Genomic DNA, 25,256 nt, shown 5'->3' on the forward strand with positions numbered 1-25,256 from the left:
CCGGCGCCTGATCACGCCAACTCACCACCGCCGGACGTGCCCTCGCTCGTGCCTAGTTTGCCGAGTACCCGCTCCGCAGACGGGCTTTGCACCTGCTCGTAGATCGCCAGCGCCTCCTCAAGGCAGTCCCGTGCCCCGGGCCGCCCGGTCGCGGCAAGCGAGTCGGCGAGCAGTTCCAACTCCTCGGCGAGCTCAACGAGAGCCTGCCGCGCCCGGGTCGCCGAAATCGCCTCCCGAAGCGCTGGAATCGCCTGCTCATGCTGTCCGAGCGCCTGGTGCACCCGCGCCGCCGCGACCGCGATCCACGCCGAAGCCCGCTGGTCGCCCGGGATTTCCGCGATCCGGCCCAGGGCCGTCCGGAACGCTTCCAGTGCCTCGTCGTGCCGACCAAGGCAAGACAACGACTTCCCCATCAAGTATTCCCGCATCGCATGCGGCAAACCCGGCTCCTCGCCAAGCCGCCGGGCCCGCTCGAAATTCCCGACGGCCTCGGCGAATTCACCGCGCGCGTGCAGCACCTTGCCCTGTACTTCGAGTGCGGAAGCCAGCACCCGCCGATGCTCGGCCCGCTCGGCGACAGCGACCGCCTGCGCGCATTCCTCGTGCGCTTCGACGAGCTCACCGCACTCCATCAGCAGCTGGCCGCGCAGGCTCCGCATCCGGGCCTCGGCAACGGGATCCGCGATCTCCGCCGCCGACTCGATCGCCGCCTGCAAAGCGACCAACGTGTCGGAGTAGTGCTCGTTCTGCTCCTGCGACGCCCACAGAGGACCATCGCAAAGCGCGATCACGTCGACGTGCCACCCGCTTTCGGAGGCCAACCGCACCATGCCGAGAAGGTTGACCCGCTCGCGTTCCAGCCACTCCAGCGCCTCCTCCCGCGAAAACGGGTTCGCCCCTTCAGGGACGTCATCGACGACGCGAAACCGACTCGGCTCCATCACCGCCCGATCGGCGAAAGCCCCCTGCCGCCGATACCAATCGACAAGGCGCCGCAGCGCGTAATCGCGCCGATCGGCCGCCAGCGCCCGGGCGGCCTCGCTGGAGTGCAGGCCCAAGAGGTCTTCAGGTAGGTACTGCTCCTGATCGTTCTCTTCCACCAGATCAGTCCCGTACAACTCGGCGAAACAAGACTCGGCGTCAACCTCACCCGGCTAAGCAGACCGTGAGCTCCCGCTCCAACACCCCGCCGACGAGGTGGACCGGCTTAGGAAACAGCTGCCCACGCGACCTGGGCGCGTCCGGCTGCGCGTTGGGCTCCTGCCGCCGGCCCCTGCCCGCACAAGGTCACACACCGGCCCGCTGTTCTCGTTGCCCATACCCCACCCCGAATGCGCCGAACGGTAACGATCATCTGACGATACGTGACGGACGGCTGGGGCCCATGTGACGCGAGGGACACCAACCGGGTGTCAGCGCCGAACAGCCGTGCAGGTACCCTCCGACTAGGTCGAAGACCAAGCCCTCGTAGCTCAGGGGATAGAGCACCGCTCTCCTAAAGCGGGTGTCGCAGGTTCGAATCCTGCCGGGGGCGCGTACAGCATCTACACGAGCGGCGGCTGCCTGCTGAACAGGCACGTCTCGTGTAGATGGCATTGTTTCGATGATCCTTTCTGCCGCGTGGGCGATCTCAGGTAGTTCGTCGGCCGGAAGTTTGATGGTGATGGTGGCTTCGTCAGTGTCATCGCGGAGGCTGACAGTGAGCTGGGTGATCTCGAACAGCCGTCGGAGCAGCGCCTCGGGGGCGTGGGCGAGGTTCAGCGCCAGATACGGCAGCGCGTCGAGCAGAGCGACATCGGTCTCGCTGGGTCTGCGTGGCTCGGCCTCGTCGGCTTTGTCGAGTTCGGCCACGCTCGCCAGCACGGCCTTCTTCTGGGCTTCCAGCTCGTTGTAGCTGCCGCGCAGGCCCTTGGTGAACGGGTCGTCGGGGTCTCCGTCCTGGGCTTGCCGCAGGATCGAGTCCTGACGGCGGGCGATATCCGCCAAGACTCGTTGCAGGCGTTCCCGTTCGGCTTGCCGCTGGCGGCTGGCACGGTCATCGATGCCATCCAGGTCGGCGGCCAGGATTTCGCGGCGGTGTGGGCCGAAGACCCGGTCGGCGAAGAACCGCGATACCGCGTCGAGTACGGCGTCTTCGCGGATGTAGACCGCCTTGGGGTGGCCCTCGTACTTGTCCGGGCGGCCTCGGTTGTTGGCGCGGGGCCAGCACATGTAGTAGGTGCTGTTGTGCCGGTGGTTGCCGAACATGCGCCGCCCGCAGGGGCAGAACACCATCCCCCGCAGCACGTAGGTGCGCCGGGTTTCCGGGTGGACGTTCTTGGCATTGCCCGCACGGGAGCCGCGCTTGGCCTGTGTGCGGGCGGTCATCTCGTCGAACATCCACTTCGGGATCAACGGCTCGTGCGTGGGTTTCGGTGACCACACCCATTTGACGGGATCGTTGACCTTGCCCCGCTTGGATCGCGACGCCCGCCGGTTGAACACCTGATAGCCCGTGTACTTCGGGTTGCGCAGGATCTCGTACACGCTGGTCTTGCCCCACGCACCCCGCGCCCGTGCCTTGCCGCCCGGCGGCTCGGGTGGCGGGTACTTCTCGGGATCGGCGTTGAGGCGTTGGGCGATGGTGTCGTACCCGAGCTGCTCGTGGTAGCGCCACTGCGCGATCTGCGCCACGGTCTCGGCGCGCACACCGTCGGGTTCCAGCCGAGTCTTTGTCTGGCCTCGATCAGCCTTGGTCGGGTTGGGGTGCCGGTAGGTCTTGGCCTTGTATCCATAGGCCGGCTTGCCGATGTTCCAGCCCTCGCGCACGTGGGTGCACAGCCCGCCCCAGGACTGTTCGAGGGTGTTGATCACCTCGTACTCGGCGATGGACTGGTTGATCCGCCGCTGCAAGACCCGCTGGGCGCGACTGCCGGAGAGCGTGATCGGCTCGTTCGATGCGAACAGCGGCACATCCGCCTTCTCCAACTCGCGCTCGACCGAGAGTCCTTCATAGGCGCGCCGGGCGACCCGGGAGATGCTTTCGCAGATCACTACATCGAATCGACGTCCAGGGTGGGCCGCCTCGTCGAGCAGGTCGGCGATCCCACCGTCTCGGGCGATGGGGATGTCGAACCGCTCGTAGTTCTCTCCGTGGCCGCGCTGGTCGAGTTCCATTCGCCCGGACTCGACATCGTAGAAATGCGCGACGATGACCCACGATTCCGGGATCGGAGTCTTGCAGTTGCCCAACTGTCGCAGCAGCGACTGGCGCGGGTCCTGTTGATCCTCAGTGGACGTGCGGCCGAGGAAGGCCACCCGCACCTCGTCGCGCAGCAGCGCCGCCGTGGACATTCCCTGCGGCGACACCGCGTAGTCCGACAAGCCCGACGGTCCTGAGGCCCGCACGGGCATGGTGGCGGAGACCTCGGCGGTGCGCCGCACGACAGCCGGAGGCGGAGGGTTCACCGCAGGTTCGTCATCGGTGGTCACGACGCCTCACCTCCTCATGATCAGATGTTCCGAACTGTGCGTTCTGCGCCCATTCCAGGAGGCCTCGAATCACCGCGGACAACTCCCCGCGGAGTCGTTTGGAATCGGCATCTCTCACCCAGATGACACTGCCGGAGAAATCCCGTCCGCCGCGTCGTTTCTGCGGGCTAGGATACCTCCAATCGCCGTTGCCGGTCGACGTTTTATCGATCCCTGCGTCGCTGTTTTCGGGCGATTTTCTGGGCTGTGGGATCTCGCCCGGGTCAGGTGATCCGGCGGGTCTCCTCGACGTGGGCTCTGAGGTCTCGTTCCGGCTGGTGGCGGCATGTTCGGGCTGGTGGGCCGGCTGTCCCTTCACTCTCTTCTAAAGCGCGGGTTGTGGCGCTCAGTACGGAACGAGGCTTACACAGAGGCTCGATTGTTATATTCCCCCTTTCCTTTGTAGCGGGCCGCGGTGCATAAAACCTGGTTATTGGGACCAGTCTGACTCCTGTCGGTTTTGTCGATCACGGGTATGTGCTGCGGCAATGGTTGGCGTAAGGGGGCCGTTGGTACCCCGTGCTGGAGGACGGGGTACCAACAGCGTGGTGAACGGCGGGGCGGACGGCCCCCTGGACGGGGCGCGCGCTGTGGATCACGCTGCCGTGCCTTCCTCGGGATCATCCACGTCGCTGCTTTCGGGCTGCTGCTGGCTTTGGGCCCAGCGGAGAAGATCACCGATCACGTCGGCAAACTCGCCGCGCAGCCGCTCACCTTCCGCACCACGAACGTGCGTAATGTGACCAGTGAAGCCGCGATGATCACCGTGCGTGCGTTTCTGATCATACCGCCAAATCGGCTGGTCAGGGTCGATGTCCGGCGCGCCCTTGATGTTGTCGTCGGGGGCTGAGCGGGGTGCCGGGATGATGGATCCGGTGTGATCATCTCCGCTGGGTGTGTGGTCGTCGGGTTCGTTCGGGGTGTGGCTGTGGGGGTACATCGCGCACCTCCTGGCCGCGACCGCCCACACTCAGGTGGGACCGGGGTCGCGGGTGCTGGTCGTGGTCATCGGGCAACCGTCGACGCAGCGGATGTCGCCTGCCGTGTCACCAGGTTCCGTACCCGCGAGCGGGCTTGATAGGGACGGCTGGCCGCGCGATCACGCGCGTGTCAGGGCGGGCGTCATCAGGCTGACAACCGGTGGGCCTCGACTCCCCGACTGCACTCAGGCACCCGTCGGGGCCGACGATCACCGGTCGACTGGACCTCTTACCGTCACAGCGAGACTCGCTGCGAGACCGCCGAGACACGGCCCGAGGCTGGCCGTCTCGGTCGGTCTCGCTGCTTTCGTCCGGGGTCTCGCCTGGCGAGACCTCATTGGACGGTCGACGTGAAGTCCAGTTTAATCAAGGGATTCATGCGATCCGATGCTCGTACTCGTCATCGGGGTCTTCGTCGTCGTAAAGCATCACGTCGTCATCCACGTCACCTCCTCGCACATCGGCTGCGGGCTGATGCGTGGGCACGGTGGCGGGTGGCCGGTCTTCAGCCAGGCGCACGAGTTGCTGGTCCTGCGGGTCAAAGGCGGCCTCGCTGTAGGGCTGGCCCAGCCACGGCGCGTGCGGCTCGATGCGCGGGCCTCGCTGGGGCAACTCGGCCAACCGATAGCGCCGTGCCACTGCATTCCCGTGGCCTTGGCTCCACACAGCCCACACCGGGCCGGCTGGCCCGTCGGGGTGCTCCTGATCTCGTGTGGTGGTCGCGATCACCAGCGGCGGGCGCCCGGTGCCAGCCGCGCGGCGAAGCGCCTGCCGTAGCGCGATTTCCCGCTTCGCCGAGTGCACCGAGAACAGCAGGACGCCGAAGGAATGGGTCGGGAACGCGCTGTAGTCGCTGATCTTGCGCGTGACCTTCGACAGCGCCTCGGTACCCGTGTCGTATTCGAGGAAGAACCGCACCCAGCGACCACGCTCCGCCCAGCAGCCGTAGCCATCCGGACGCAGTTTCACCGCGCTGTTCCAGAAGAACTCGGTACAACGCTGCTCCGACCACCACTGCCCCAACCCACACCCAGCACTGTCATCACCGGTGCCGCCGACGTCGGTCTGGCTGCGGCGGGCGTGCGCGGCCAGGTGACAGAAGAATCCGTTGACGCCGAGCTGGTGGCCGAGCTTGGGCCACCACGCCAGCCGCTCCAGCGCACGCTGATGCGCGGGCCGCGTCGGCGGCTTCTCAGCGCGCTGCGCGGCCATCGCCCGCGCGCCGAGATAGCCCAGCGCGAACCGCGTCTGACTCGTGCCGCCATCGCGGTAGGACTCGCGGAAGCCGAACACCACGCCCAGCGCGCGCAGTTGCGCCAGCCGATCCTGCGCGCGGCGCACAGACTGGAACTCCGCCGCTGCGATCTGCTCGGTGGTCAACACTTTGTGCTCACCCAGCAAACCCAGAATGCGACGATCTCGATCCGTTAGCCGAAACCACACCGAGGCATCCGGCTCACCACCGTGAGCGCCTCGTCCGCGCTGCCCGCGCGTCCCCGCATGGGAATGCTTCGAATGAGTATTCAGTCGGCCAACTTTCCGACTACCGTCAGATCGCCGCTGACCAGCGGTCTTGTCTACTACGGCCCCGACGTCTGGGCCAGCGCTTCCGGACACGCGGGCATTCGCCGGACCAAACGCCGAACAATCCGCTGCCCCATCCGCGTCAGCCGCAGCCTCGTTTCCGTCGCGATCCAGGGGGCCTTCCATGGTCACACCAGCCTTTCGACCGTGACAGGTTCTTCGTCGTTCGTCCCGAGCCGGAAACTGCTTGCACCCCTGAAGTCCGCAAAAAACGCTGCAATGGGCCACCAAGCATGAAAAATGTGAGGCAAATCATTTTGAGTGGCTCGGCTGAGGGCTGGGAAAACGCGACGCATGTTGATCTATCTCGCGAACGATCGTCAACCACGCATGGTGCTCGCGGTGATCGCGCAGGACACGCGGGCCCGGCGTTTCTTCGTGCTCACGGGCAGACTGCCGACCTGCGCCTGCTCAATGTGTGCTTGTGTCGGCCAGCGCTGAGCGTGACCGCCGTCGAGTCACTCGCTCGCACCCTCGGGCTCGCGCCACGTCACCGACACAGGCCGGTCGGCGGTGCGCAGGAACTCGTCGAGAACCTCAGTGAACTGCACCAGAGGCAGGCCCGAGCCGGGCGGAAAGTCGTCGTCGTCGAACTCGCAGCCCACCGAGGCCGGGTCACCTACGGGATACGCCTTGTCCCGGGTGGCGTCCTGGTAAGAGAGGTAGCCGAACCCGTCGCGAACGATGGCGTAGACGTCGTGGTCAAGAAACCCGCTCTCGGTGTCCCACAGCGGCCGGTCGCGGTGGATCAACCGCGCAAGGTCGGCGAGCGGGTCGGTGAGCAGCTCAATGAGCTCACGTACCTGGTCGCGGTCTTTGATGAGCAGGTTCGCCCCGCGTTCCGCACCGTCCTCGGTGAACACGGCCCAACGGGCGTCGATGGTCATCTTTGTCCTTCCTTGCCTCGATAGAGCCTCCCGTCCGGGCTGCTCCCGTCTCTGACCCTCAGTGTGGTTCCCGGCGGCAGGAACTTCTCCAGCTGCTTGTCACAGGTATCCGGCAGGTCATCATCCCTGCCCGGCGTTGTTCCACAGACGCGGCGGTTGATCTCGATTTCGGCGTCGGTGATGCCCTGGTCACGCATCCGCATCGCGAACTGCACCTCGACGTGCCGAGCGACCGCAGCCTCGGCATTCGGCCGACCGTAGGTCAACCCGAGTTCGACGGCACGCCTCCGTGCCGCCTGGTAATACTCGCCGCCCTTGCCGCTTTCCAACATCACCGCCTCGCCGTCGCTGTTGAACCACCGGCCGTGCGTCTTACCCACCTCCGGCGGCCGTGGCAGCTCGGAACGCGCGGCGGCCGACGACGCCGAGCCGGATGACGCCGAGCGGGAGGAGCTCGGGGCTGCCGGAGACGACGAGGCCGATGCAGCGGTCGAGGAAACACCGAGACGCTGCCGATACTCAGCGAGCTGTGTCGCGACGATCCGCAGCTTCCCCTGTGCAGTCGCCAGTTCGGTGGGGGTGCCCTGCTGGGCTTGCGCCGCGGCGAGCACCTCGTCGTCGGTAGCGCCCTGCAGCGCTGCAGCCAAATAGTCGTTGCCTTCTTCGCAGTGATTGATCGCTTGCGAAATCCCGCCAGCCACCGCCTCGATCTTGCCCAGCGCGGTCGCGATGGCCTGGTCGAGCTTCTCCACAGCAGATGCCAACAGCGCCCCCTCAGCCGGGCGGACAGTGACAGGCGCAGATCATCACAGCTAGCCCTGACACCTCACCGGAACGCACGACCGGCGGCTACTTCGCTCGCGCTGTCCTGCCTCGTCGGCTCTCGGACCACTCACGGGTAACCGCCGCCATGCGCTGCTTCCACGGGGACGGGTCGTCGGCGGCAATCTGTTCCCAGACTCGGGCGTTGGCGCGAGCGAAGACGTCGACCGCTTCGGCCGACGCAGAAGCCCACGCGGGCGTGCCGGCGACCCATTTCTCGGCGCCGGTGATCGAGTGGCCTTCCGATATCAGCCGGTACACCAGCACGCATGGGTCGATGAACGCCGCGCCGCGCGTTGGCCATGCCCAATCGATCAGGTGTGCTCGCCCGGCGCGGTCGATGATGACGTTCAGCGGGTTGTAGTCGGTGTGCAGCAGAGTCGAGCCAGTGAGCAACTCAAGTTCGGCGGGGTCGTCGACGTAGGCGCCCCACCGATGCGCCGGGCGCTTGAGCTCCGGCAGGTCAGGGCATTCGACGGCGCCAAGCCGCTGAATCACGTCGACGACCGCCGGGAGGTCTGGCGAGTCCGGTCGGTAGTCGGCGTGCCGACCCTCGACATACTCGATGCCGATCAAGTCCCACCCGTCGACCTCGGTCCGCCACAACAGGCGCGGTGACACCGCCGTCACGTACTTCGTGATGACCGCCTCGCGCGCTTGCGTCACGACGCCGGGGTGATCCGCGTGCAGTCCCTTCACGAACACCCGCCCGTCGGCCGTGTCGAGCAGCAGCGCGACTGGGGAGTTCTTCCCGGCCGACACGGTTCGCGCCGACCGCACCGGGCCGGTGTTCGTTTCGACGACGTCGCGGACGTGTGGGGGCAGGTCCTGCCAGTCCACGCGGGCTAGCGCCATTGATCGTTCCTCGTTCCGTGGCTTGTGGGTCGGCGGGAAGGCTAGCGAGCCGACGGAACGGGCCTGCACACGACGCGGTGTGCAGACCCGTTCGAGCAGCGCGTTGTCGATCAGTAGGGGTTGTCATCACTTGAGGCGCAAGAGCACCTGTTCGACTCGGACAACAGTCACGCACCCGCGTTGCGGTTCCCGGTCCCCGCCGAGCGGCACGCCATCTCATCCAGATTGGCTCGATCAACTGCGATAACCGCTCCCCTCTCGAGCGGGCAGGACGCGGCTGCCGAAGGTTCCTTCGACTTCGGGGCGTTCGTTGCTGCGGCGGACGATGAGGATGGGTCGTTTGAGGATGGTGGTCTCCTCTTGGATTCCGCCGGAGTCGGAGATCACCATCGCGGCGCGACGGATCAGGGCTGCAGTGCGGGGTAGTTCAGCGGCCCGGTCAGGCGCAGGCGGTCGGCGAGTTTTTCCAGGCCATGGAGGACGATCTGATGCTGGGTTCGCGGGTGGAGCGGGAGAACGACCGGCACGGGAAGTTGCGCGAGTTCGCAAAGCACGGCGTGCCTCAAACAAGCCGGTGAACCAGTGTGGGGCAGCTGCAGCACGCGGGCTCAAACGAGATGGGGTTTCTGGCCCTGGCATGCGCTGTTAGCGGTGACGTTCGGGGCGGAGGTCGATTCGGGTCCAGGTGTGGTCGATGTCCTCGCCGAGGTAGGCCAGTAGGTCGTCCTGGCGTGGCTGTCCCAGGACCAATCGGTAGGCCCCCAGGGTGCGCAGCAGTCGTTGCTTTTTGGTGACCTCCCGGCTGAGCGGGATAATCGGCACGAACCTTTCGATACCGGCTTCCCCCGGACAGATCCAGTACGGCACCAGATCGTTGTGGCCGTCGGCCCGTTCCCTGACCGCGATCTCGAAGAGCTCTTCCCACGGGTCAGCGTTCTTGAATGTCAACTGGTGGCCGTAAGCCGCGGCGACGTTCTTACGCACCGCGTGCCCTTTGAAACGGTGTACTCGCCCTTCACGCTGCTCGAGGTCGACCGGGTTACTGGGCAGGTTCCAGTGCACTACGGCGTGGCAGTAGGTGTGAAAGTCGAGCCCTTCCTGCCCCACGGAGGTCGAGGCCAGTACGTAGGGCCAGAAAGGCGAATTGAACGCGTCGCGCAGTTCTTTGTCGCGTCTGCCGGCGTTGTCCTCGTCGCGGCGACCGAAGGTCTGCGCGAGGTGGCTGCGCATTCGGTGTGAGGTGTGCGTGACAGTATCAGCACGCACCTCGAAGTCGTCGATTGTGTTCAACGCCGTAAGGTAGGAACGGCCGGTCCGTGCGCCGGATGACGGGCTCGCCCCGGCGTCGGCATGCGAGCCCAGCACTGCGTAGACCGCCCACGCAAGTTCGTAGGCCTTCGTGTAAGCATCGGCATCGCGGTATGTGTCCGCGAGCATGTGCACGTATTCGTCGAGTGCAGCGCCGATGCAGCCGTCAAGGCACGTGTTGAGCACGCTGCGCCAGTACGCTTCAGTGGCCTGCTCTCGTCGCAGCATCGCGATGATCTCCGGCCTGTTGAAGAAGGATCGGAATCCGGCGCTGATCCACCACGCGAAGCGTCGCAGGTCGAGGCCGATTGGTTCGAGCTCGGCGGAAAGTCTCAGCAGTGCCCGCAACGCCACCGTGCCGGGCCCTGCCAGCGCAATAGCGGCCAGAACCTCGGCGAGATCGTCCGGCATGGGGCCAAGTGAGGTGGGGTCGAGGTCGCGTGCCCGTTCGATGTGCTCGGCCATACTTCGTGACCAGTCATGTTCCTCGTCCTCGCCGCCGGTGGCCAGTTGGGTAAGGAACGCTTGTTGGTCGTTCACGTCGGCGTCCAGAACCAACGGCGCGGCCCAGTACCATCGCTGGTCTGCCACCGCCGCGTCGCTGCGGGGAAGCTCATCGAGGAGGCGTTGTATCTCGGTGGTCACGGCCTCCATCAGCCATGCCCGGTCAAGCGGCAGTGTCGTGTCATGTTCACGTGCCCACCGCAGGGGGTCACCGAGTCGAGCCAGCGTCGGGCTCGGATACATCAGCGCGAACACCGGCATCCCTGCTAGTCGTCTATCCGCACCGAAGCTGAAGGTCAACAGCTGCGACTGGCGCCGGTCGTCGTAGTTGCGGCGGGAGGACCCGACGAGCCGGCGCTCGGCTTCGTAACTCAGCATGACGCTGATGGACTTGGGCACCACGGCCCAGGCGCTGAACACCAGCCGCTTGGTGAAACCGGCCAGCTCGGGATCGGCGTAGGGGCCCTCAAGCGTCCAGTACGGCAAGCTGGGCGCGATCCACGGCAACCGGAAGGCTTCCCGGTCGAGGACATCGTGGAACAGCGCGCGCATCTTGGCGTTGCTCGCCTCCAGCGCGCCATAACCGTGGACATCGCGATGGCGCAGCAGCCCACGGGCGTTCCGTACGGCCTTCGCGAGTTCCCGGTCCCGCGAACCGCAGCGGCTGACGAGAGCGTGCTTCGCCTTGTACTGATGATCCATCAGGTTCAGCAGGTACGGCGCGGACCGCCAGTACTCGAGTTGATCAGGCGCGTCGAGTACCTTGGCGACCTCGGCTACTCCAAGCCAGGCACGCAGATCATCGGCGTCGGTCTGTATTGTTCCCAGCGGCCGTTCGGTGACCATGCTGTCGCCGTCGGCGTTCCCGGTGGTGCGTTCGGTGCGGCACATGACCTCGCGAAGCCGGTTCTCGATCTCCACGCAGGCGTTCTTGCCGTCGAGTTGGTCGCGCGCACCCAGCAGCGCCTCGCGCTGTACGCGCAGGTGCGCCCGCAACTCGTCTGCCTTGTCGTCACCGGCCAGGAACTTGTATGTGGCGACGAAGTCCTCGTGGTGGTCCTCGCCGCCAGGTTCGTCCGGCAAGGTGTACATCTTGTACGGGGTCGCGCTAAGCAGCAGCACACGCGTGCCGGGATTGCTCATCAGCGCGCCGGCGAGTTCGGACCCCGCGCCCTCCCCGGTGAGCAGGTCTTTGAAGCGGTGAAACTCGTCCAGAATCACCAGGTCGGGATGAAGGGCTCTGACCGCCGTGCGCGCGACGAGGGCACGGAGTGCACCGATGAGGCCGTATCGCTGTCTGGACAGAGACTGTTCCGGTCGGCCGCGCAAATTGTGGAATCGCGTGGCGCAGTCCTGGACTGCCCTCACCAGCGGTCGTCCGTCGTCCGTGCGTGCTTCTTTCAGTGCCGCTGTGAAGTCGTCGACGAATGTCTCCGGGACTGTGATGGATTCGCCGCGTTTCCTGAGGAGCGCCTTGAACCTTTCGGTACTGGCGTAACCCTCGAAGAAACGTGTCCAGTAGCCCTTCCTCAGGTTGATCTCGTGGCTGCCGAGGAACCTCTCCAGCAGCCAGTAAAGCAAAACCCGCTCTTGTTGTTTGCCCCCGTGATCGGTGATGTCGAAGGACGTTCCCGGGGTGAACGAGATGAAGTTGACCCGCTGGGTGTCGATGTCGCGCAACGCTTTGGGCAGCATGGTGAGTCGGTCGGCGTGCTCGACCTGCTGTCCGCCGATGACGTTGAGCCGACGCAGGTTCTGCGCGGCGATCTGGCCGTTCGAGCAGATGTAGACGATGTCGATGCGCTCGTCGCCGGCCTCGGTCAGGTGCTCGACGGCGCGGGCGACGACGCCCCGGGCAACGTGCGTCTTGCCGAGTCCGACCTCGTCCGCGACGAGGAACCTGCCGGTTCCGTCGTCATCCCAAAGCCGTTCGTGCACGTAGTCGACGGTGGCGCGCTGAAAGTCCTTGAGGCCGCGCAGCACCTCGCCGGTCTTCGGCAGTTCGCTCATCGTGCCTGCTCCTGCCAGACCTGCCGTACGGGCTGCCAGAGTTCGTCGAATCCCTCGGGCAGCAGATCGACGAGGTACGGATCGGATTCCATCTCGTTGCGAAGGTTGTGCACGCGCTCCAATGCGGCGTGGTCATTGGCCAGCGCCCGCACGAACCGCTCGAACAGCGGCGTATCCGCGGTGGCCGCCCGTTTCCACCGCTTTCCTGCCTCGCCGCCGGCGAGTTCGGCGGCGAAGAGTTCCGCTGCGGCCTCGTCACCGAGCAGCAAGAGCAGCAGCCGCAGGACGTCGTCCTTGCTGCGCAGGAACTGCGACAACAGCCGAGCTCCCCGATCGGCCACGTCGCCGTGTAGCCGGGCTACCAGTAATCGCCGCCCCGTTGCGGTCACCCTGTCGCGTTGCACCTGGACCTCGACCGCGATGTAGGGCGACAGGTCGCGCAGCGTCAGCCGCTGCCAGGTCAGCTCCCGCTCCCAGTCTCGGGAGTGGGTGACGAAGCGCAACGGTGCCGGGGCGACCCGGGTGGTGCCGAGTGCGGGGACATCCGGAAGCCGCAGCAGGACGTTGAACGGCTCGACATCGCCCTCGATGAACAAGTCGAGAGGCTCGGTTGCCACGGTGCGCAGCCATTCGTCGATCTCGTATTCCAATGCCTCTACCACCGGCTCGCTCGCCGCCTCGGCGGTGGTCTCGTAGGGCATGAGGACGCTGCGGAAGCTCATCTTGCCGCTCCCGGCGTCGGCCAGAAGGCTTTCGACTCCACACGTGTCGCTGGGACCGGTCAGCGCGACACCGAATTCGACGTTGCCGTTCCACCCGGCCCACGTCGCGTTCGCCGAGCCGCTGATCACCGTGGCCGAACCGCGTTCTTCCAGTACCAGCACCTTGGCGTGCAGGCCCGACAAGCGCGACGGCACACCGGCATCGTGCGGTTGCTGGTCGGGTTCGCCGGAACCGTCGTCGGATTCGGCCTGTGGCTGCAGGACGAACACCGAATCGTCGGCGAAGGCATCGCCTCCCATGCGGTCGAAGGTTTCCGAGCGCGACACCCACGTGCGCTCCGCCACGTTGTCACAGACCAGAGCGGTGAATGCCGCGTCCAAAAACGGCGAGATGACCACTGCCCGGCTCACCGGACCGGCGAACGGATCGTTGCCCGTGCCCAGCCCCAGCGGCAGCAGCTCACCGGACCGGAAGGGGGCGGGCACCTCGAAGACGACGCCCTCCAGCCCCGCGACGAGATCGTTGATTTGCCGGCGGCGTTGTGCCGACACCGTGGTCACCGACCGGCCGGGTAAAGCGCTGAGGAAATCTCGCAGCGGCTCGGCGGTGATCGTCTTCCGGGCGCCGGCATCGGTTTCGTCGAGGCGCACGACCGTGTCCCAGCTGCGATCGAAGGTCAGATTCCGGCTCAGGCACACCACCCGGTGTTGGAGTTCGCCGTCAGGTGAGCGCAAACGCACTGCCCACAGCTTCGGGTGGAACAGTCGCCCCTCGGCAGGGGCGGTGACTTCATGGACCACATCTTCGAGGTGTGCGAACAACGGCTGGTAGGACCGAGGAACCGCCAGCTCACCGGCTTGGCAGAACACAGTGGTGTGATCGGCATGCCTGCGCAGGCCGTGCAGCACCGCCACCGGGTCGTTCAACTGGCCCCGCATATCGGTGGCGTCGTGCAGTGCGAAGGTCATCGGCACCAGCAGCAGCGCGGCGAGATCGAGACTGTAGGTCGTGCCGACGGCGACGTCGACGACGTAGCCCGGCGGCGGCCGCAGCACGTCACTGAACAGGTGCCGGGAATCCGGTGCCAGCATCAGCTCTCCCCCGCCGTGTGCAGGTCGTTGAGCCATCGGTCGGCCACCTGCCACCGGAAGGTCAGCCGCCCCAGTCCACTTTCCCCGGACCAGACATTGAGCGCCGCCTGGTTGTCGAACCGCGAACGACTCCCTTTCAGCGCACGCTCCCGGTTGCGCACCAGGTGGCGGGCCTGCTGACTGTCAGACACCGGCTCGCCTGTTTCGACAATCCGGCGCCACATGCCAAAGAACTCCCGCAGCCCTGGTCTGGCCCGACGGCCGGCACGCTCGGTCATCTCCCACAGGCTGCTGTGGTTCCAGCCGATGAGGGCACCCGAGTCATCCAATTCCTGCTCCCATTCGGACAGCAAGCCACGGTATGTCTCGACCAGCTCCGTTCCGTCGGTCTGCCCGTCACTGATCTGCTCGGCGAGCATCAAGTTGTACAGCAGAACCGCGCCGTGGAAGACCACGTTGAGCCGCCGCGCGTGCTCCACGATGTCCTGCAGGTCGACGGGGAAACCGTCCAGGGCAGGGTGCTCCCAGATGTAGGCGACGCCTTGCTCATTGTGCTCGGGATGGGCCGCGAGCCAGCCCAGCAACGAGTCACCGACGCTGCCAAGTATGCAGTCCCGGAGAAACTCGGCCTCCGCACTGACAAGCTCGGTTGTGCACTCCTCGAGCCAGCCCCGCGGTGGTCCAGGCAGATTCGGGTGCAGGCCGGTCACCGCCACCGCACGACTCACCAGTGGTGCGTCGTCGACCGAACGCTGTGCGCGCATCCCTTGCCGAAACCAGCCTTGCGCACTGGTGTCAACGGTGACGATGCCGTACCGGCACAACGCGCTCCAGTACATCTCACTGGGGGTTCTGCGCAGCTTCGCTCGCGCTTCTCGCCCGATGATGCCCTCGTAATCGGTGGAACCCTTCAGCAAGGCCTCGATCGTACGCAACTCGATTCGCCGCATCCGTTGGGCCGCGGAGTCACCGCGATGGCGTGATCCGACCGCCTCCGCCATCGCCCAGGGCACCAGGAGCAGGTAGCGCACCTTGGTGTGCAGGGTCGACGTGCCGGGGAACAACAGGTCAGCGATCGCATCGCGCACCGGGCCGATGCCGAGTTCGTCGAGAGTGCCCTTCTCTTTGAACAGCTCGACGACCTGCATCATTCGCCGTCGTTGCTCGTCATCTACATCGAGCCACCCGAACGTCGAGCCCATCCAGCCTCCGGCCCCCACCTGGTGAACGAGGAATTCACACAATACTAATCACGCTCATGGGGCGAAACCACGATTCATCCACGCGCAATGAGGGGCTATGTAGGTACGCGGACCATTTCAACACCGATCGTCCACATTAGAGCCTCGACGGACACCCGCCGGAGCACGATCTCACAGCGGTAATTGATCAACGAATACCCCGAGCCGCCCAAAGCTGATCGTAAAACCCGAGTTCAGACCCAAGTTCTGAGCTTTGGCGCAGCACAAGGAGCACGCCACGCCCGGCTCCTACGACGTGGCCCGCACTGCCGCGGCAGGCGCCTGCCGTACGACGCTAGGCCAATCCAGTGAATGACGTCTCGCCACCGCGACACCAGGTAACGCCGGATGCCCTTATCGAGATCCATGGATGAGGGCGGAACACGACGATGCCCATCACGCAAGCCTGAGTGGGCCAGGTGAGAGGACCACGTCGCTTTGTTCGGCAAGAATCAGTGCGCGGAGATTGCTGCACCTCAACACCGCCTGACCGCGGCGCATGCCGCGATCGCCGAGCTACGCGCGTGGGTGGTTCCAGGAACGAGGACTCGGCCCTCAACTCGTCCCTGCGAAGCTCGCAATCAAGCAATGATCAAGTGGCGACGCTCCATACCAGGGCTATCTGGAGGATCCTTGTCAGATCCAACCCGCACCGATTGTGTAGTCGACGCTCGTGGCGAAAAGATCATCATCTGGCACGTCAACACCGGCCCAGCGGTCGGCTTGTCACGCCTAACAGGCGCATGGACCTTCGGCCTCGACGAAGTGGACAAGGTCAAACTGCTCGTAGCCGAACGTCGCGTGCTCATGACATCAGCCGGGCAGGAGGCTCTCGACCAACTCAGCATCGCCGTCCCGGCGCGCATCGCCCCAGACGTCACTCTTGACAGTCTGCGGACGCAGCGGGACGAACTACAGGCCGCATACGACGCCCAAGAACGCGATGATCTCGTCGCTCCGACCTGGCCGTCCCTGCCCGAGCCCATTGACATGCGAAACCCGCCGAGCGCGATATCACCGGAGCCGACCCAAGTAGCGCTCGCTCTAGCTCGCTGGTTGGCGCAGGTCGCAGCCACTTGGGAAAAGATCGAGGCTCAACGTGTCGTGCGCGGGTACATGCCTGGTGGCCACAAACGTCGGCCCACTCCCATTGCAATCTCGAAGGCCGACAAGTAAACGTACTTGACCATGCGGCCTTTCGATGACACGGCGGCCACCCAAGGTCGGCCCCTCTGCGCCATCGCCCTCACTGCCGTCGAAGACGGCCAGGTCACACGATTCCACTCATGGTCTGCCCAAACCCTGCCCTGCTCAGGTCCGTTCAATCCGGGGTGATCTCCGGATCCATTAGAAGGCAGCAGTCGGTGCGGGAGGGATCCCGCCTAACGGCGGTCAGCGCGTGATTACTTGTGCGCTGCCCGAGCGGCAGCGTCTGGCTGAACTAACAGAAAACTGGAGCACACGAATGACCGGACCCGGATACGCCGTCATCGACCTCGAAACGACCGGTATCCACCCCGGGCGCCACGAGCGGATCGTGGAGATCGGTGTCGTGCACCTCTCCCCGCAGGGGCACGTCACCGGATGCTGGGAAACCCTGGTGAACCCGCAGCGCGACCTCGGCCCACAACGAATCCACGGCATCGCCGCAGCCGAAGTTCTGCGAGCACCGAGGTTCGAGCAGATCAGCGGCGAACTCGCCGAACTGCTAATGGGTCGGGTCATCGTCGCGCATAACCTGCGCTTCGACGCAGGCTTTCTCGCTGCAGAATTCGCGCGCTGCGAAGTCACCCCGCCTATCAGCCACGAACTCGGCCTGTGCACGATGACGCTGGCTCGCCGTTACCTTCCCGGCGCCGGACGGAGTCTGGCCGACTGCTGCGCTGCCTTCGGCATCTCGATTGACAACGCGCACCGCGCGATCGATGACGCCGCTGCTGCGGCGCATCTCCTCGCCGGCTATCTAGACCTCGATCCGCAGAGCCTCACGTGGAGCCAGGCACTCGCAGACGCCTCCTCTCTACCCTGGCCACGTGTTCAACACCCGCGCGCCACTTGGTGTCCGCGTGGGCACGCCCGCCGTGAGGAGGAACATTTCCTCACCCGCCTCGTCGAGCGCATGCCCGACCCCTGCACACCCGAGCTGCACTCGGCCTACCTCGCGATCCTCGACCAGGCACTGTTAGACCGGCACATCTCCGTCACCGAGGCGGACGCCCTGGTCGCGGTCGCCCAGGAACTCAACATCGGGCGTACCGCGGCACGCGAACTGCACACCCTCTACGTACGCGAACTAGCGAAGGCCGCATGGGCAGACGGAGTGATCACCGACGACGAGCGCCACGACCTGCTGATGGTCGCTGACATGCTGGGCTTGGCCAACCACGAGGTAGACACCATCCTCGAAACCGAACGAACCTCGCCCTCGAAACCAACTCTGTACCACGGTTCGTTCCACCTGGAGCCCGGCGATCTGGTGGTGTTCACGGGCGACATGAGCCGACCCCGGAGCGAGTGGGAAAGCGCCGCTGCCGCAGCAGGTCTGCAACCCCACGGCGCGGTCACCAAGAAGGTCAAGCTTCTGGTCGCCGCAGACCCCGACAGCCAGTCAGGCAAGGCCCGCAAGGCGCGTGACTATTCCATCCCCGTCATCACAGAAACCGCCTTCGGCCGAATGCTCGACTCGATTACCCAGCTACCAGCGTGAAAGCAACGTTGAGGTTCCGCGTTAGCTCGGAGACCGCTGAACTTGGCCTTCGGCTGCGGCTGGACGTATTGGGATGGACATCGCTTTCTTGTTTCCTTAATGGATGATCGCGCGGCTTGGCCGGAATCGTGAGCGCTTTGGGGTGCCATGACGCCCCAAAGTGCTCACGGTGGGCTCGCGCCGGGGTGGAAGTTCGTGATCAGTGGCCGCGGATCCTGCGGCCGTACTCGCTGTCCGGCTCCAGCAGGGCATTGGCGACGCGGCCACCGGAATCCTTGGCGCCACCGCCGAAGTTGAGGACGCCGTTGGCGTTCATGCTGGCCGCGACTCCGTGCCAGTAACGGGCTTCCCGCTCCCAACGCACCGATGCCAACAGGCTGAACAGCTCGTCTTCGCTGAGCATCCGTCCCTCGACGGCCCAGCCGGTGGCCTGGTGAGCGGCAATCCCGATGCCTGCCATGACGGCCGGGGCGGAGACGGCCGAGCGCGTCGCGAACGGCACCGCGAGCCGGGAGATCAGGGCGGACAGCAGGACGGTGAGCCGGCGGGTGGCGTGTTCCACCGAAACGCCCGCAGGCATGGCGTTCGCCTGGGCCGGCGAAAGTCCCAGCCCCCTGCGTCCGTGCAGCGTGGTGACCGCCATCTCGCGCAGCGCGGACAGCGTGACGAGCTCCGAGCCGGTCTTCTTGAGCTGACGGCTGCGGGTTTCGAGGAACTTCGTGAGTGCGACGAGTTCCCCGTTGTGCTCCAGCTTGACCGCGTCAGCGACCTGGCGGGCAATCTGGGTGCACAGGTCGCGCTGGTCCATCGACATCGCCAGGTTCTTGGCAACCGAGACGCCCTCGACATTGCGGTCGTAGAAGATCTGCCGCGCGTCATCGACACCGAGCCCCCAGTACAGCTCGAACGGCACCCGAACAGCCGTGAGCGCCTCATGGGTCAAGCCGAAGCTCGTAGGGTCGTCGTAGAGCTCGTGCCACGCGCTGACCTGCGTTTCGACGTCAACCGCGATCACGGCAGAGCCTGGCGTCACCGCGATGTTGCGGATGGCGGTGCCGGGGACCAGCTCGTCGCTGATCCAGCCGAGCTCGTCGGCGAGCCAGAGCGTGACGGGCGGGGTCGACCACCCCGCGCCGTGTCGGCTGGTCAGCCCCTTCGCGATGTACTCGGCATACGGGGTGATGTTCTTGCCCTTGCTGGACTTCTGGATAGTCCGCTGCACCAGCCCACGGACCTCGGCATGTCTGCGCTGTGGACCGGAGGCGTACTGCAGAGCCCGCTTGTTCTCCTGATTCCTCGGCGACGGCACGAGCTGAATCAGCGTGGGCAGTCCCATGGTCCCGATGACGGCATCCGTCCGAAACGGCATGACGGTCAACCGGATGCCGTCAACCTGCGGAGCAGGCATGGAAATGGACACGACAAAACCTCCTGAAGGTCGGTGAGGAGCTGGGCGAAGCGAGCGCTGGTCTGAGTGGTTACCCATCCGGCGATCACTGAAAGCTCCATCATGAGATCATGCGTTGAAAGCATTGTCAAATCTGTTTACAGCTGTCGACGATGCTGTAAGCTGATCTCGTCGCAAACGACTACGGACGGGACGCTGTCATGTCGAAGTCATCTGCGCAGGTCACAGCTGCGGAGATCTCCCGCTTGGCCGGGGTGACGCGTGCCACTGTTAGCAACTGGCGTCGTCGCCATCCCGACTTCCCTACTCCGGCGGGGGGAACGGAAACGAGCCCCGCGTACGACCTCGCGGAGGTGCGTTCGTGGCTGGCTGCGCGAGGGCAGCTGCCGGAGGGCTCGCCCGCCGATGAACTGCGCAACTTTCTCCGCGAAGGAACGGTGCCTGCGCTCCGGCTTTTGCCGTTGGTGTCGTCGCTGGCGAAGCTCGATGCGCAGCAGCTTGAGCGCCTGGCGGCTGCTCCGGATCTGCCGCGAGCGTTTTCGGGTGCAGTTGGGGAGTACTTGCCGTCCGTCCCTGGGGAGGATCCGCAGGATGTAGCGTCGTTCCCGACTCGCGCGTTGCAATCAGTCCTTGAATGCGTCGCGGAGGAGAGTCCCGCCGTCGCAGTCGACGTGCTTGCAGAGCATCTCGGGGAAGACCTTGCTGCGGGGGCTTACTCGACGCCGCAACCGCTCGCTGACCTGATGGTGGCGTTGGTGCTTCGGACGCCATCGCGGGTGTTGGATCCGGCCTGTGGTGCGGGTGGGCTGCTTTCGGCCGCTGCGCGGGTGGGGGCGAGAAACCTGTACGGGCAGGAAGTGCTCGTGTCGCAGGCGGCGTTGGCTTCGGTCCGGGCGAAGATGGCATCGGTGGAAGCTGATGCCTCTGTCGAAGTCGGGGACAGCCTCCGAGCTGACGCATTCGCGGGGCTCAAGGTCGATGCAGTCTTGTGCAATCCGCCGTACGGCGTGCGGGAGTGGGGGCACGACGAGCTCGCGTACGACCCGCGCTGGGAGTACGGGTTGCCGCCCAAGTCGGAGTCTGAACTCGCGTGGGTCCAGCACTGTCTTGCGCATCTGGAGCCCGGCGGGCTCGCCGTTGTGCTGATGCCGCCGGGAACGGCGGAACGGGCCAGCGGTCGTCGGATCCGCACCGAGCTGGTTCGCAGGGGTGCGCTTCGTGGCGTCATTGCCCTGCCGCCCGGGGCGGCGCCGCCGTTGCACATCGGTTTGCACCTGTGGTTGCTGGCCAGTCCGGACCCGGCGAAGCCGGAGCCGCAGCCGGTCTTGTTCGTCGACGCTTCGGACAGCGGGCGGAGCGGTCGCTCCACGGGTTCGAGAGCGCTTGATTGGCCGACCTTGTCTGAACAGGTCGTTGACCTGTGGCGGCAGTTCAGCAGTGGCCCGGAAAGCTTCGAGCCGCAGCCGGGGCTTGCGCGGAGTCAGTCCGTTGTCGACCTGCTCGACCAGTCCGTCGACCTCACTCCGGCTCGTCATGTGCGCGCTGCCGTGGCAACAGCGGACCCTGATCGTCAGGACGCGGTGGTTCGAGAGTTGCGATCCGGGCTGGGGCAGGCCAGTAGCGCTTTGGTCGAGCTCAGTGGGGGTGCGCCTTGGCCACCGGCCGGTGCTGGCGCGTTGACTTGGCGGACTGCGACGGTTGCGGACCTGTTGCGTGGCGGTGCCGTGAGCATGCGCCGTGCCTCGGCTGCCCGCGGTGTCTCCGACGAGTCGGAGGAGGAAGGCAACCACGAGGTCCTGTCCCTACGCGATGTGCGGGCCGGTGAGCGGGCTTCGAGTTCATTGCGGGAGAACCCGCTGACTGAGCACGTTCAGCTCCAAAGTGGGGACGTCGTCATACCGGAGACGCTGAACGGGGAGAAGGCGCCTACGGCTCGCGTGGTTGACGACGGGGACGCGGGAGTTCTGCTGGGGCGGCGCCTTTACCTGCTGCGTCCCGACCCGGAGCGGCTGGATCCGTGGTTTCTCGCCGGATTCCTCTCGGCCGAGGAGAACATCTACGGTGCGACCACGGGGACGTCGATTGTGCGTCTCGACGTCAAGCGGCTTCGGGTGCCGCTGCTCCCGTTGGAGCAGCAGCGGAACTACGGCAAGGCATTCAAGCACCTGCACGAGATGCGGGCGGCGGCCCGAGCTGCCGCACAGCTCGCGGACAAGACGGTGCGGGAGCTGGCGATGGGCCTGACCAGCGGGGCATTGTTGCCACCAGAAGCAGGACCAGCCTCATCCTGATCGAACAACGAGCACTTCTACAGTTCAATTAGTACTTTGTCCTGTTCCGGACGATGATCGAGGGGATCCGTTGAACACCAACAAGCACACGGAGCTGGTGAATCACGCCTGGTCCGTTGCCGATCTGCTGCGCGGTGACTACAAGCAATCCGACTACGGCAAGGTGATCCTGCCGTTCACGGTGCTGCGGCGCCTCGAATGCGTGCTGGAGCCGACGCGGGACAAGGTCCTGGAGACGGTGGAACGCTTCCAGGGCCAGGACATCGACACGGATCACTTCCTGCGGAAGGCGTCCGGGCACCGGTTCTACAACACCAGCAAGTACACCCTGGCGGCGATCGCCAACGACCCGGCCCATGCGGCGACCTACCTCAACCAGTACATCGCGGGTTTTTCCCCGAACGCGCAAGAAGTGCTGGAGGCGTACGACTTTCGCCAGCAGATCAAGCGGCTCGATGGGGCCAACCTGCTGTACCAGGTGGTCGGGCGGTTCGCTGATCTTCCGGTGCAGCCGGACGTGGTGGACAACCATCAGATGGGTTATGTCTTCGAGGACTTGATCCGGAAGTTCGCCGAGCAGTCCAACGAGACCGCGGGTGAGCACTTCACTCCGCGCGAGGTCATCGAGCTGATGGTGAACCTGCTTATCGCGCCAGACGACGATGCGCTGAGCTTGCCGGCCGTCGCTCGCCGGGTCCTCGACCCGGCGTGTGGAACCGGGGGGATGCTGAGCGCGGCATACGAGCACATCACCAAGCTGAACCCGGACGCGTCGGTCGAGATGCATGGGCAGGAACTCAACCCGGAGTCGTGGGCGATCTGCCGGTCCGACCTGATGATCAAGGATCAGGACCCGGACAACATCAAGTTCGGCAACTCCTTCAGCAACGACGGCCACCTGCGCGAGAAGTTCGACTACCTCCTGGCGAACCCGCCCTTCGGCGTGGAGTGGAAGAAGGTCAAGGACGAGGTCGAGAACGACCTGAAGACGCTGGGGGAGAACAGCCGGTTCTGGCCGGCCCTGCCGCGGATCAACGACGGATCTCTGCTGTTCCTGCAGCACATGCTGTCGAAGATGAAGCCGGTCAGCGAGGACGGTAGCGGCGGTAGCCGGGTTGCGATCGTCTTCAACGGCTCACCGCTGTTCACCGGCGCTGCCGAGTCTGGTGAGTCGAAGATCCGACAGTGGATCATCGAGAACGACTGGCTGGAAGGTATCGTCGCCCTGCCCGACCAGCTCTTCTACAACACTGGGATCTCCACCTACTTCTGGATCCTGACTAACCGCAAGAGCAAGGACTACCAGGGCAAAGTGGTCCTGCTCGATGCTCGCGAGTACTGGCATAAGATGCGGAAGTCGTTGGGAGACAAGCGGAAGATCATTGGGGCCGACCAGATCGCCGAGATCACGCGGCTGTATGCGGATGCACTGGAGGTCGCGCAGAACGAGGAACACCCGCTGCACAGCAAGGTCAAGGTCTTCCGCAACGAGGACTTCGGCTACCGCCGGATCACGGTGGAACGCCCGCTGAAGCTCCGCTTCGAGCTGACCGAGGAAACCCTCGCCGCCCTGGCGGCGGCGAAGCCGATCCAGAAGCTCGACAACACCGAGGAATTCATCGCCGCGCTGCGCCCGCTGATCGGCAAGGTGTGGAAAAAGAAGTCCGAGGCATGGCTGGAGATGAAAGACGCAGTCGCCGCAGCTGGCTCGCTGTGGCCCACGGGGGCACCGTTCAATAAGGCGCTCCGCGACGCCGCCGGCGTCCGCGCTCCCGACGGTGAGGTCCAGAAGGTCAAGGGTGCGCCCGAGCCGGACACCGAACTCCGCGACTACGAGAACGTCCCGCTCGACGACGACATCGATGCGTACCTAGAACGCGAGGTACTGCCCCACGTTCCCGACGCCTGGATCGACCACGACAAAACCAAGATCGGCTACGAAATTCCCGTCACGCGCCACTTCTACGTCTATGAGCCTCCGCGCCCGCTAGCGGAGATCGACGCCGAGCTGAAAGCACTGGAAGCTGAGATCCAGGCCCTGCTTGGTGAGGTGACGGAATGAAAGAAATGCGCTTGCGCCACTTGGCCCAGGTGAATCCTTCGGCTCCTGCGTTTGACCGATTGAGTGCAGATGAAGACGTCACGTTTCTTCCCATGGAGTCAGTGTGGCCGGGAAGTGGCCTTGATATTTCGCAGCATAGGAAAAAATCGTCGGTGGCGTCGGGTTATACGAGATTTCAGGATGGCGATGTTCTCGTTCCCAAAATTACGCCAACTTTTGAGGCGGGGCGTGCTGTACTGGTCGATGGACTGTGCAATGGAACTGGAGCCGGAACCACCGAGCTCCATGTTCTTCGGGCTGGAGCTGGCCTTGACTCGCGATTTCTCTTGTATTGCATGAGCTCGTATCATTTTCTCAAAAAAGGCGAAGCTGAAATGTACGGCGTCGCCGGACAGAAGCGGGTACCTGATGAATTTATTCGGGACTTCCCGGTTGTCCTGTTTTCGCTGGAGGAGCAGCGCCGCATCGCCGACTTCCTCGACGCCGAAACCGCCCGGATTGGTAGAATGGTGGAAGTTGCTCGTCGGCTCAGGGATGTTTTGCATGAGCGACTTGAGGCGCAGAATGCATGGTTTCTCCGAGGTGCCCATATCTCCGGAGAGCGAAGTGTTCATCCGGTTCTTGGGGAGTTGCCAGACGCGTGGAGAGCGCTGTCTCTGCGTAGAGTGATTCCAAGAATTGGCGTCGGAGTGGTGGTTGACCCCTCATCCTATTTTGCGGAGGATGGGGTTCCATTCATCAGAGGGTCGAATGTTAGGCCGGGAGGGTTCGATCTTGATGGCGTGAGATTTATTTCGGAGCTCGATAGTAAGAAGCTGTGTCGATCGCGTCTGTCGGAGGGAGATGTCGTTGTGGTCAGGGCTGGCTATCCGGGCCGTGCCGCCGTGGTTCCTTCAGAGCTTGACGGGGCGAATTGCGCCTCAATTCTTGTGCTTAAAAAGGGAAAATTTCTCCGGTCAAAATTTTTGGAATACTATTTCAATGGCCCCCTGGGTGAAACGTATGTAAGTTCTGTTAGATACGGGGCAGCACAAGAGCAGATTAACGTATCGCATGTTGTCGACTTTATGATTCCTGTGCCGTCGCTAGTTGAGCAGGATTCGATCCTGAAGGAATTGGGGGGGCATAGTGCAGCGGTTTCGGAAATGGATGGGTTGCTAAGTAGGCAGATCGCTCTCCTGGCTGAACGTCGACAAGATTTGATTACTGCCGCCGTTACCGGCCAAATCGAAGTCGCCACTGCTAGCGGACGAGGGATTGAGGGGTAACGTGC

Annotated in this window: 18 protein-coding genes, 1 tRNA gene and 1 pseudogene; 8 read left to right on the top strand and 12 right to left on the bottom strand. The window is 64.7% G+C overall.

The window, feature by feature from the left end; genetic code table 11:
- Positions 1-11: 11 nt before the first annotated feature.
- Positions 12-1,100 carry a tetratricopeptide repeat protein gene (locus BJ970_RS39385; RefSeq protein ID WP_184724836.1) on the bottom strand — a complete coding sequence of 363 codons (1,089 nt, stop codon included), beginning with the start codon at positions 1,098-1,100 and terminating at the stop codon, positions 12-14.
- Between the two features lie 361 nt (positions 1,101-1,461).
- On the opposite strand from BJ970_RS39385, the gene BJ970_RS06040 reads away from it, so the two are divergent.
- Positions 1,462-1,534 (top strand) — tRNA-Arg (locus BJ970_RS06040).
- 635 nt (positions 1,535-2,169) lie between these two features.
- Here BJ970_RS06040 and BJ970_RS40400 read toward each other — a convergent pair.
- A pseudogene (locus BJ970_RS40400) lies at positions 2,170-2,853 on the bottom strand (recombinase family protein); the annotation flags it as partial.
- Here BJ970_RS40400 and BJ970_RS40405 point away from each other — a divergent pair.
- Positions 2,809-3,378, top strand: a complete 570-nt coding sequence (locus tag BJ970_RS40405) for a hypothetical protein (RefSeq protein ID WP_221467055.1) — start codon at positions 2,809-2,811, stop codon at positions 3,376-3,378. The pseudogene BJ970_RS40400 and the gene BJ970_RS40405 sit on opposite strands and share 45 nt — an antisense overlap.
- A gap of 727 nt (positions 3,379-4,105) precedes the next feature.
- Here BJ970_RS40405 and BJ970_RS06055 read toward each other — a convergent pair.
- Entirely contained in the window at positions 4,106-4,450 is a 345-nt protein-coding gene (locus tag BJ970_RS06055; protein WP_184724839.1) for a hypothetical protein, read from the bottom strand.
- Positions 4,451-4,865: 415 nt separating this feature from the next.
- Positions 4,866-5,933: a replication-relaxation family protein gene (locus tag BJ970_RS06060; RefSeq protein ID WP_184724842.1), complete on the bottom strand. Its 1,068-nt coding sequence runs from the start codon at positions 5,931-5,933 to the stop codon at positions 4,866-4,868.
- 435 nt (positions 5,934-6,368) lie between these two features.
- On the opposite strand from BJ970_RS06060, the gene BJ970_RS06065 reads away from it, so the two are divergent.
- Positions 6,369-6,515, top strand: coding sequence for a hypothetical protein (locus BJ970_RS06065; protein WP_184724845.1), 147 nt, complete (start codon positions 6,369-6,371; stop codon positions 6,513-6,515).
- Between the two features lie 17 nt (positions 6,516-6,532).
- On the opposite strand, the gene BJ970_RS06070 is transcribed toward BJ970_RS06065, so the two are convergent.
- The 7 genes from BJ970_RS06070 to BJ970_RS06100 form a co-directional block, all read right to left on the bottom strand.
- Positions 6,533-6,961 (bottom strand): Imm1 family immunity protein, encoded by a 429-nt coding sequence (locus tag BJ970_RS06070; protein ID WP_184724848.1) that lies wholly within the window; start codon positions 6,959-6,961, stop codon positions 6,533-6,535.
- On the bottom strand, positions 6,958-7,725 hold the full coding sequence (locus BJ970_RS06075) for a DddA-like double-stranded DNA deaminase toxin (protein ID WP_184724851.1): 768 nt from the start codon (positions 7,723-7,725) through the stop codon (positions 6,958-6,960). Before BJ970_RS06075 ends, BJ970_RS06070 begins: the two co-directional genes overlap by 4 nt.
- Positions 7,726-7,810: 85 nt before the next feature.
- Complete coding sequence (locus BJ970_RS06080) at positions 7,811-8,638, bottom strand: aminoglycoside phosphotransferase (protein ID WP_246470739.1); 828 nt, start codon at positions 8,636-8,638, stop codon at positions 7,811-7,813.
- A 234-nt stretch (positions 8,639-8,872) separates the two neighbouring features.
- Positions 8,873-9,277 carry a UDP-N-acetylglucosamine 2-epimerase gene (locus tag BJ970_RS39895; RefSeq protein ID WP_376774999.1) on the bottom strand — a complete coding sequence of 135 codons (405 nt, stop codon included), beginning with the start codon at positions 9,275-9,277 and terminating at the stop codon, positions 8,873-8,875.
- 6 nt (positions 9,278-9,283) lie between these two features.
- Positions 9,284-12,460 carry a helicase-related protein gene (locus tag BJ970_RS06090; RefSeq protein WP_184724854.1) on the bottom strand — a complete coding sequence of 1,059 codons (3,177 nt, stop codon included), beginning with the start codon at positions 12,458-12,460 and terminating at the stop codon, positions 9,284-9,286.
- A complete protein-coding gene (locus BJ970_RS06095) occupies positions 12,457-14,310 on the bottom strand; it encodes a phospholipase D family protein (RefSeq protein WP_184724858.1) in 1,854 nt (617 codons plus the stop codon). The genes BJ970_RS06090 and BJ970_RS06095 overlap by 4 nt, the downstream gene beginning before the upstream one ends.
- Entirely contained in the window at positions 14,274-15,476 is a 1,203-nt protein-coding gene (locus tag BJ970_RS06100) for a DUF6361 family protein (RefSeq protein ID WP_184724861.1), read from the bottom strand. The genes BJ970_RS06095 and BJ970_RS06100 overlap by 37 nt, the downstream gene beginning before the upstream one ends.
- 672 nt (positions 15,477-16,148) lie before the next feature.
- Between BJ970_RS06100 and BJ970_RS06105 the strand changes: the two genes are divergently transcribed.
- Complete coding sequence (locus BJ970_RS06105; RefSeq protein WP_184724864.1) at positions 16,149-16,691, top strand: hypothetical protein; 543 nt, start codon at positions 16,149-16,151, stop codon at positions 16,689-16,691.
- 289 nt (positions 16,692-16,980) lie between these two features.
- Positions 16,981-18,222 carry an exonuclease domain-containing protein gene (locus BJ970_RS06110; protein ID WP_184724867.1) on the top strand — a complete coding sequence of 414 codons (1,242 nt, stop codon included), beginning with the start codon at positions 16,981-16,983 and terminating at the stop codon, positions 18,220-18,222.
- 199 nt (positions 18,223-18,421) lie between these two features.
- Here BJ970_RS06110 and BJ970_RS06115 read toward each other — a convergent pair whose 3' ends face one another.
- Entirely contained in the window at positions 18,422-19,642 is a 1,221-nt protein-coding gene (locus BJ970_RS06115; RefSeq protein ID WP_184724869.1) for a DNA sulfur modification protein DndB, read from the bottom strand.
- A 188-nt stretch (positions 19,643-19,830) separates the two neighbouring features.
- On the opposite strand from BJ970_RS06115, the gene BJ970_RS06120 reads away from it, so the two are divergent.
- The 3 genes from BJ970_RS06120 (at position 19,831) to BJ970_RS06130 (ending at position 25,251) form a co-directional block, all read left to right on the top strand.
- Positions 19,831-21,921, top strand: coding sequence for an N-6 DNA methylase (locus BJ970_RS06120; protein ID WP_184724871.1), 2,091 nt, complete (start codon positions 19,831-19,833; stop codon positions 21,919-21,921).
- 70 nt (positions 21,922-21,991) lie between these two features.
- Positions 21,992-23,983 (top strand): type I restriction-modification system subunit M, encoded by a 1,992-nt coding sequence (locus BJ970_RS06125; protein ID WP_184724873.1) that lies wholly within the window; start codon positions 21,992-21,994, stop codon positions 23,981-23,983.
- Positions 23,980-25,251, top strand: coding sequence for a restriction endonuclease subunit S (locus BJ970_RS06130; RefSeq protein WP_184724875.1), 1,272 nt, complete (start codon positions 23,980-23,982; stop codon positions 25,249-25,251). The genes BJ970_RS06125 and BJ970_RS06130 overlap by 4 nt, the downstream gene beginning before the upstream one ends.
- The last annotated feature ends 5 nt before the right edge of the window (positions 25,252-25,256 follow it).

This window comes from Saccharopolyspora phatthalungensis (assembly GCF_014203395.1).
Classification (GTDB): domain Bacteria; phylum Actinomycetota; class Actinomycetes; order Mycobacteriales; family Pseudonocardiaceae; genus Saccharopolyspora; species Saccharopolyspora phatthalungensis.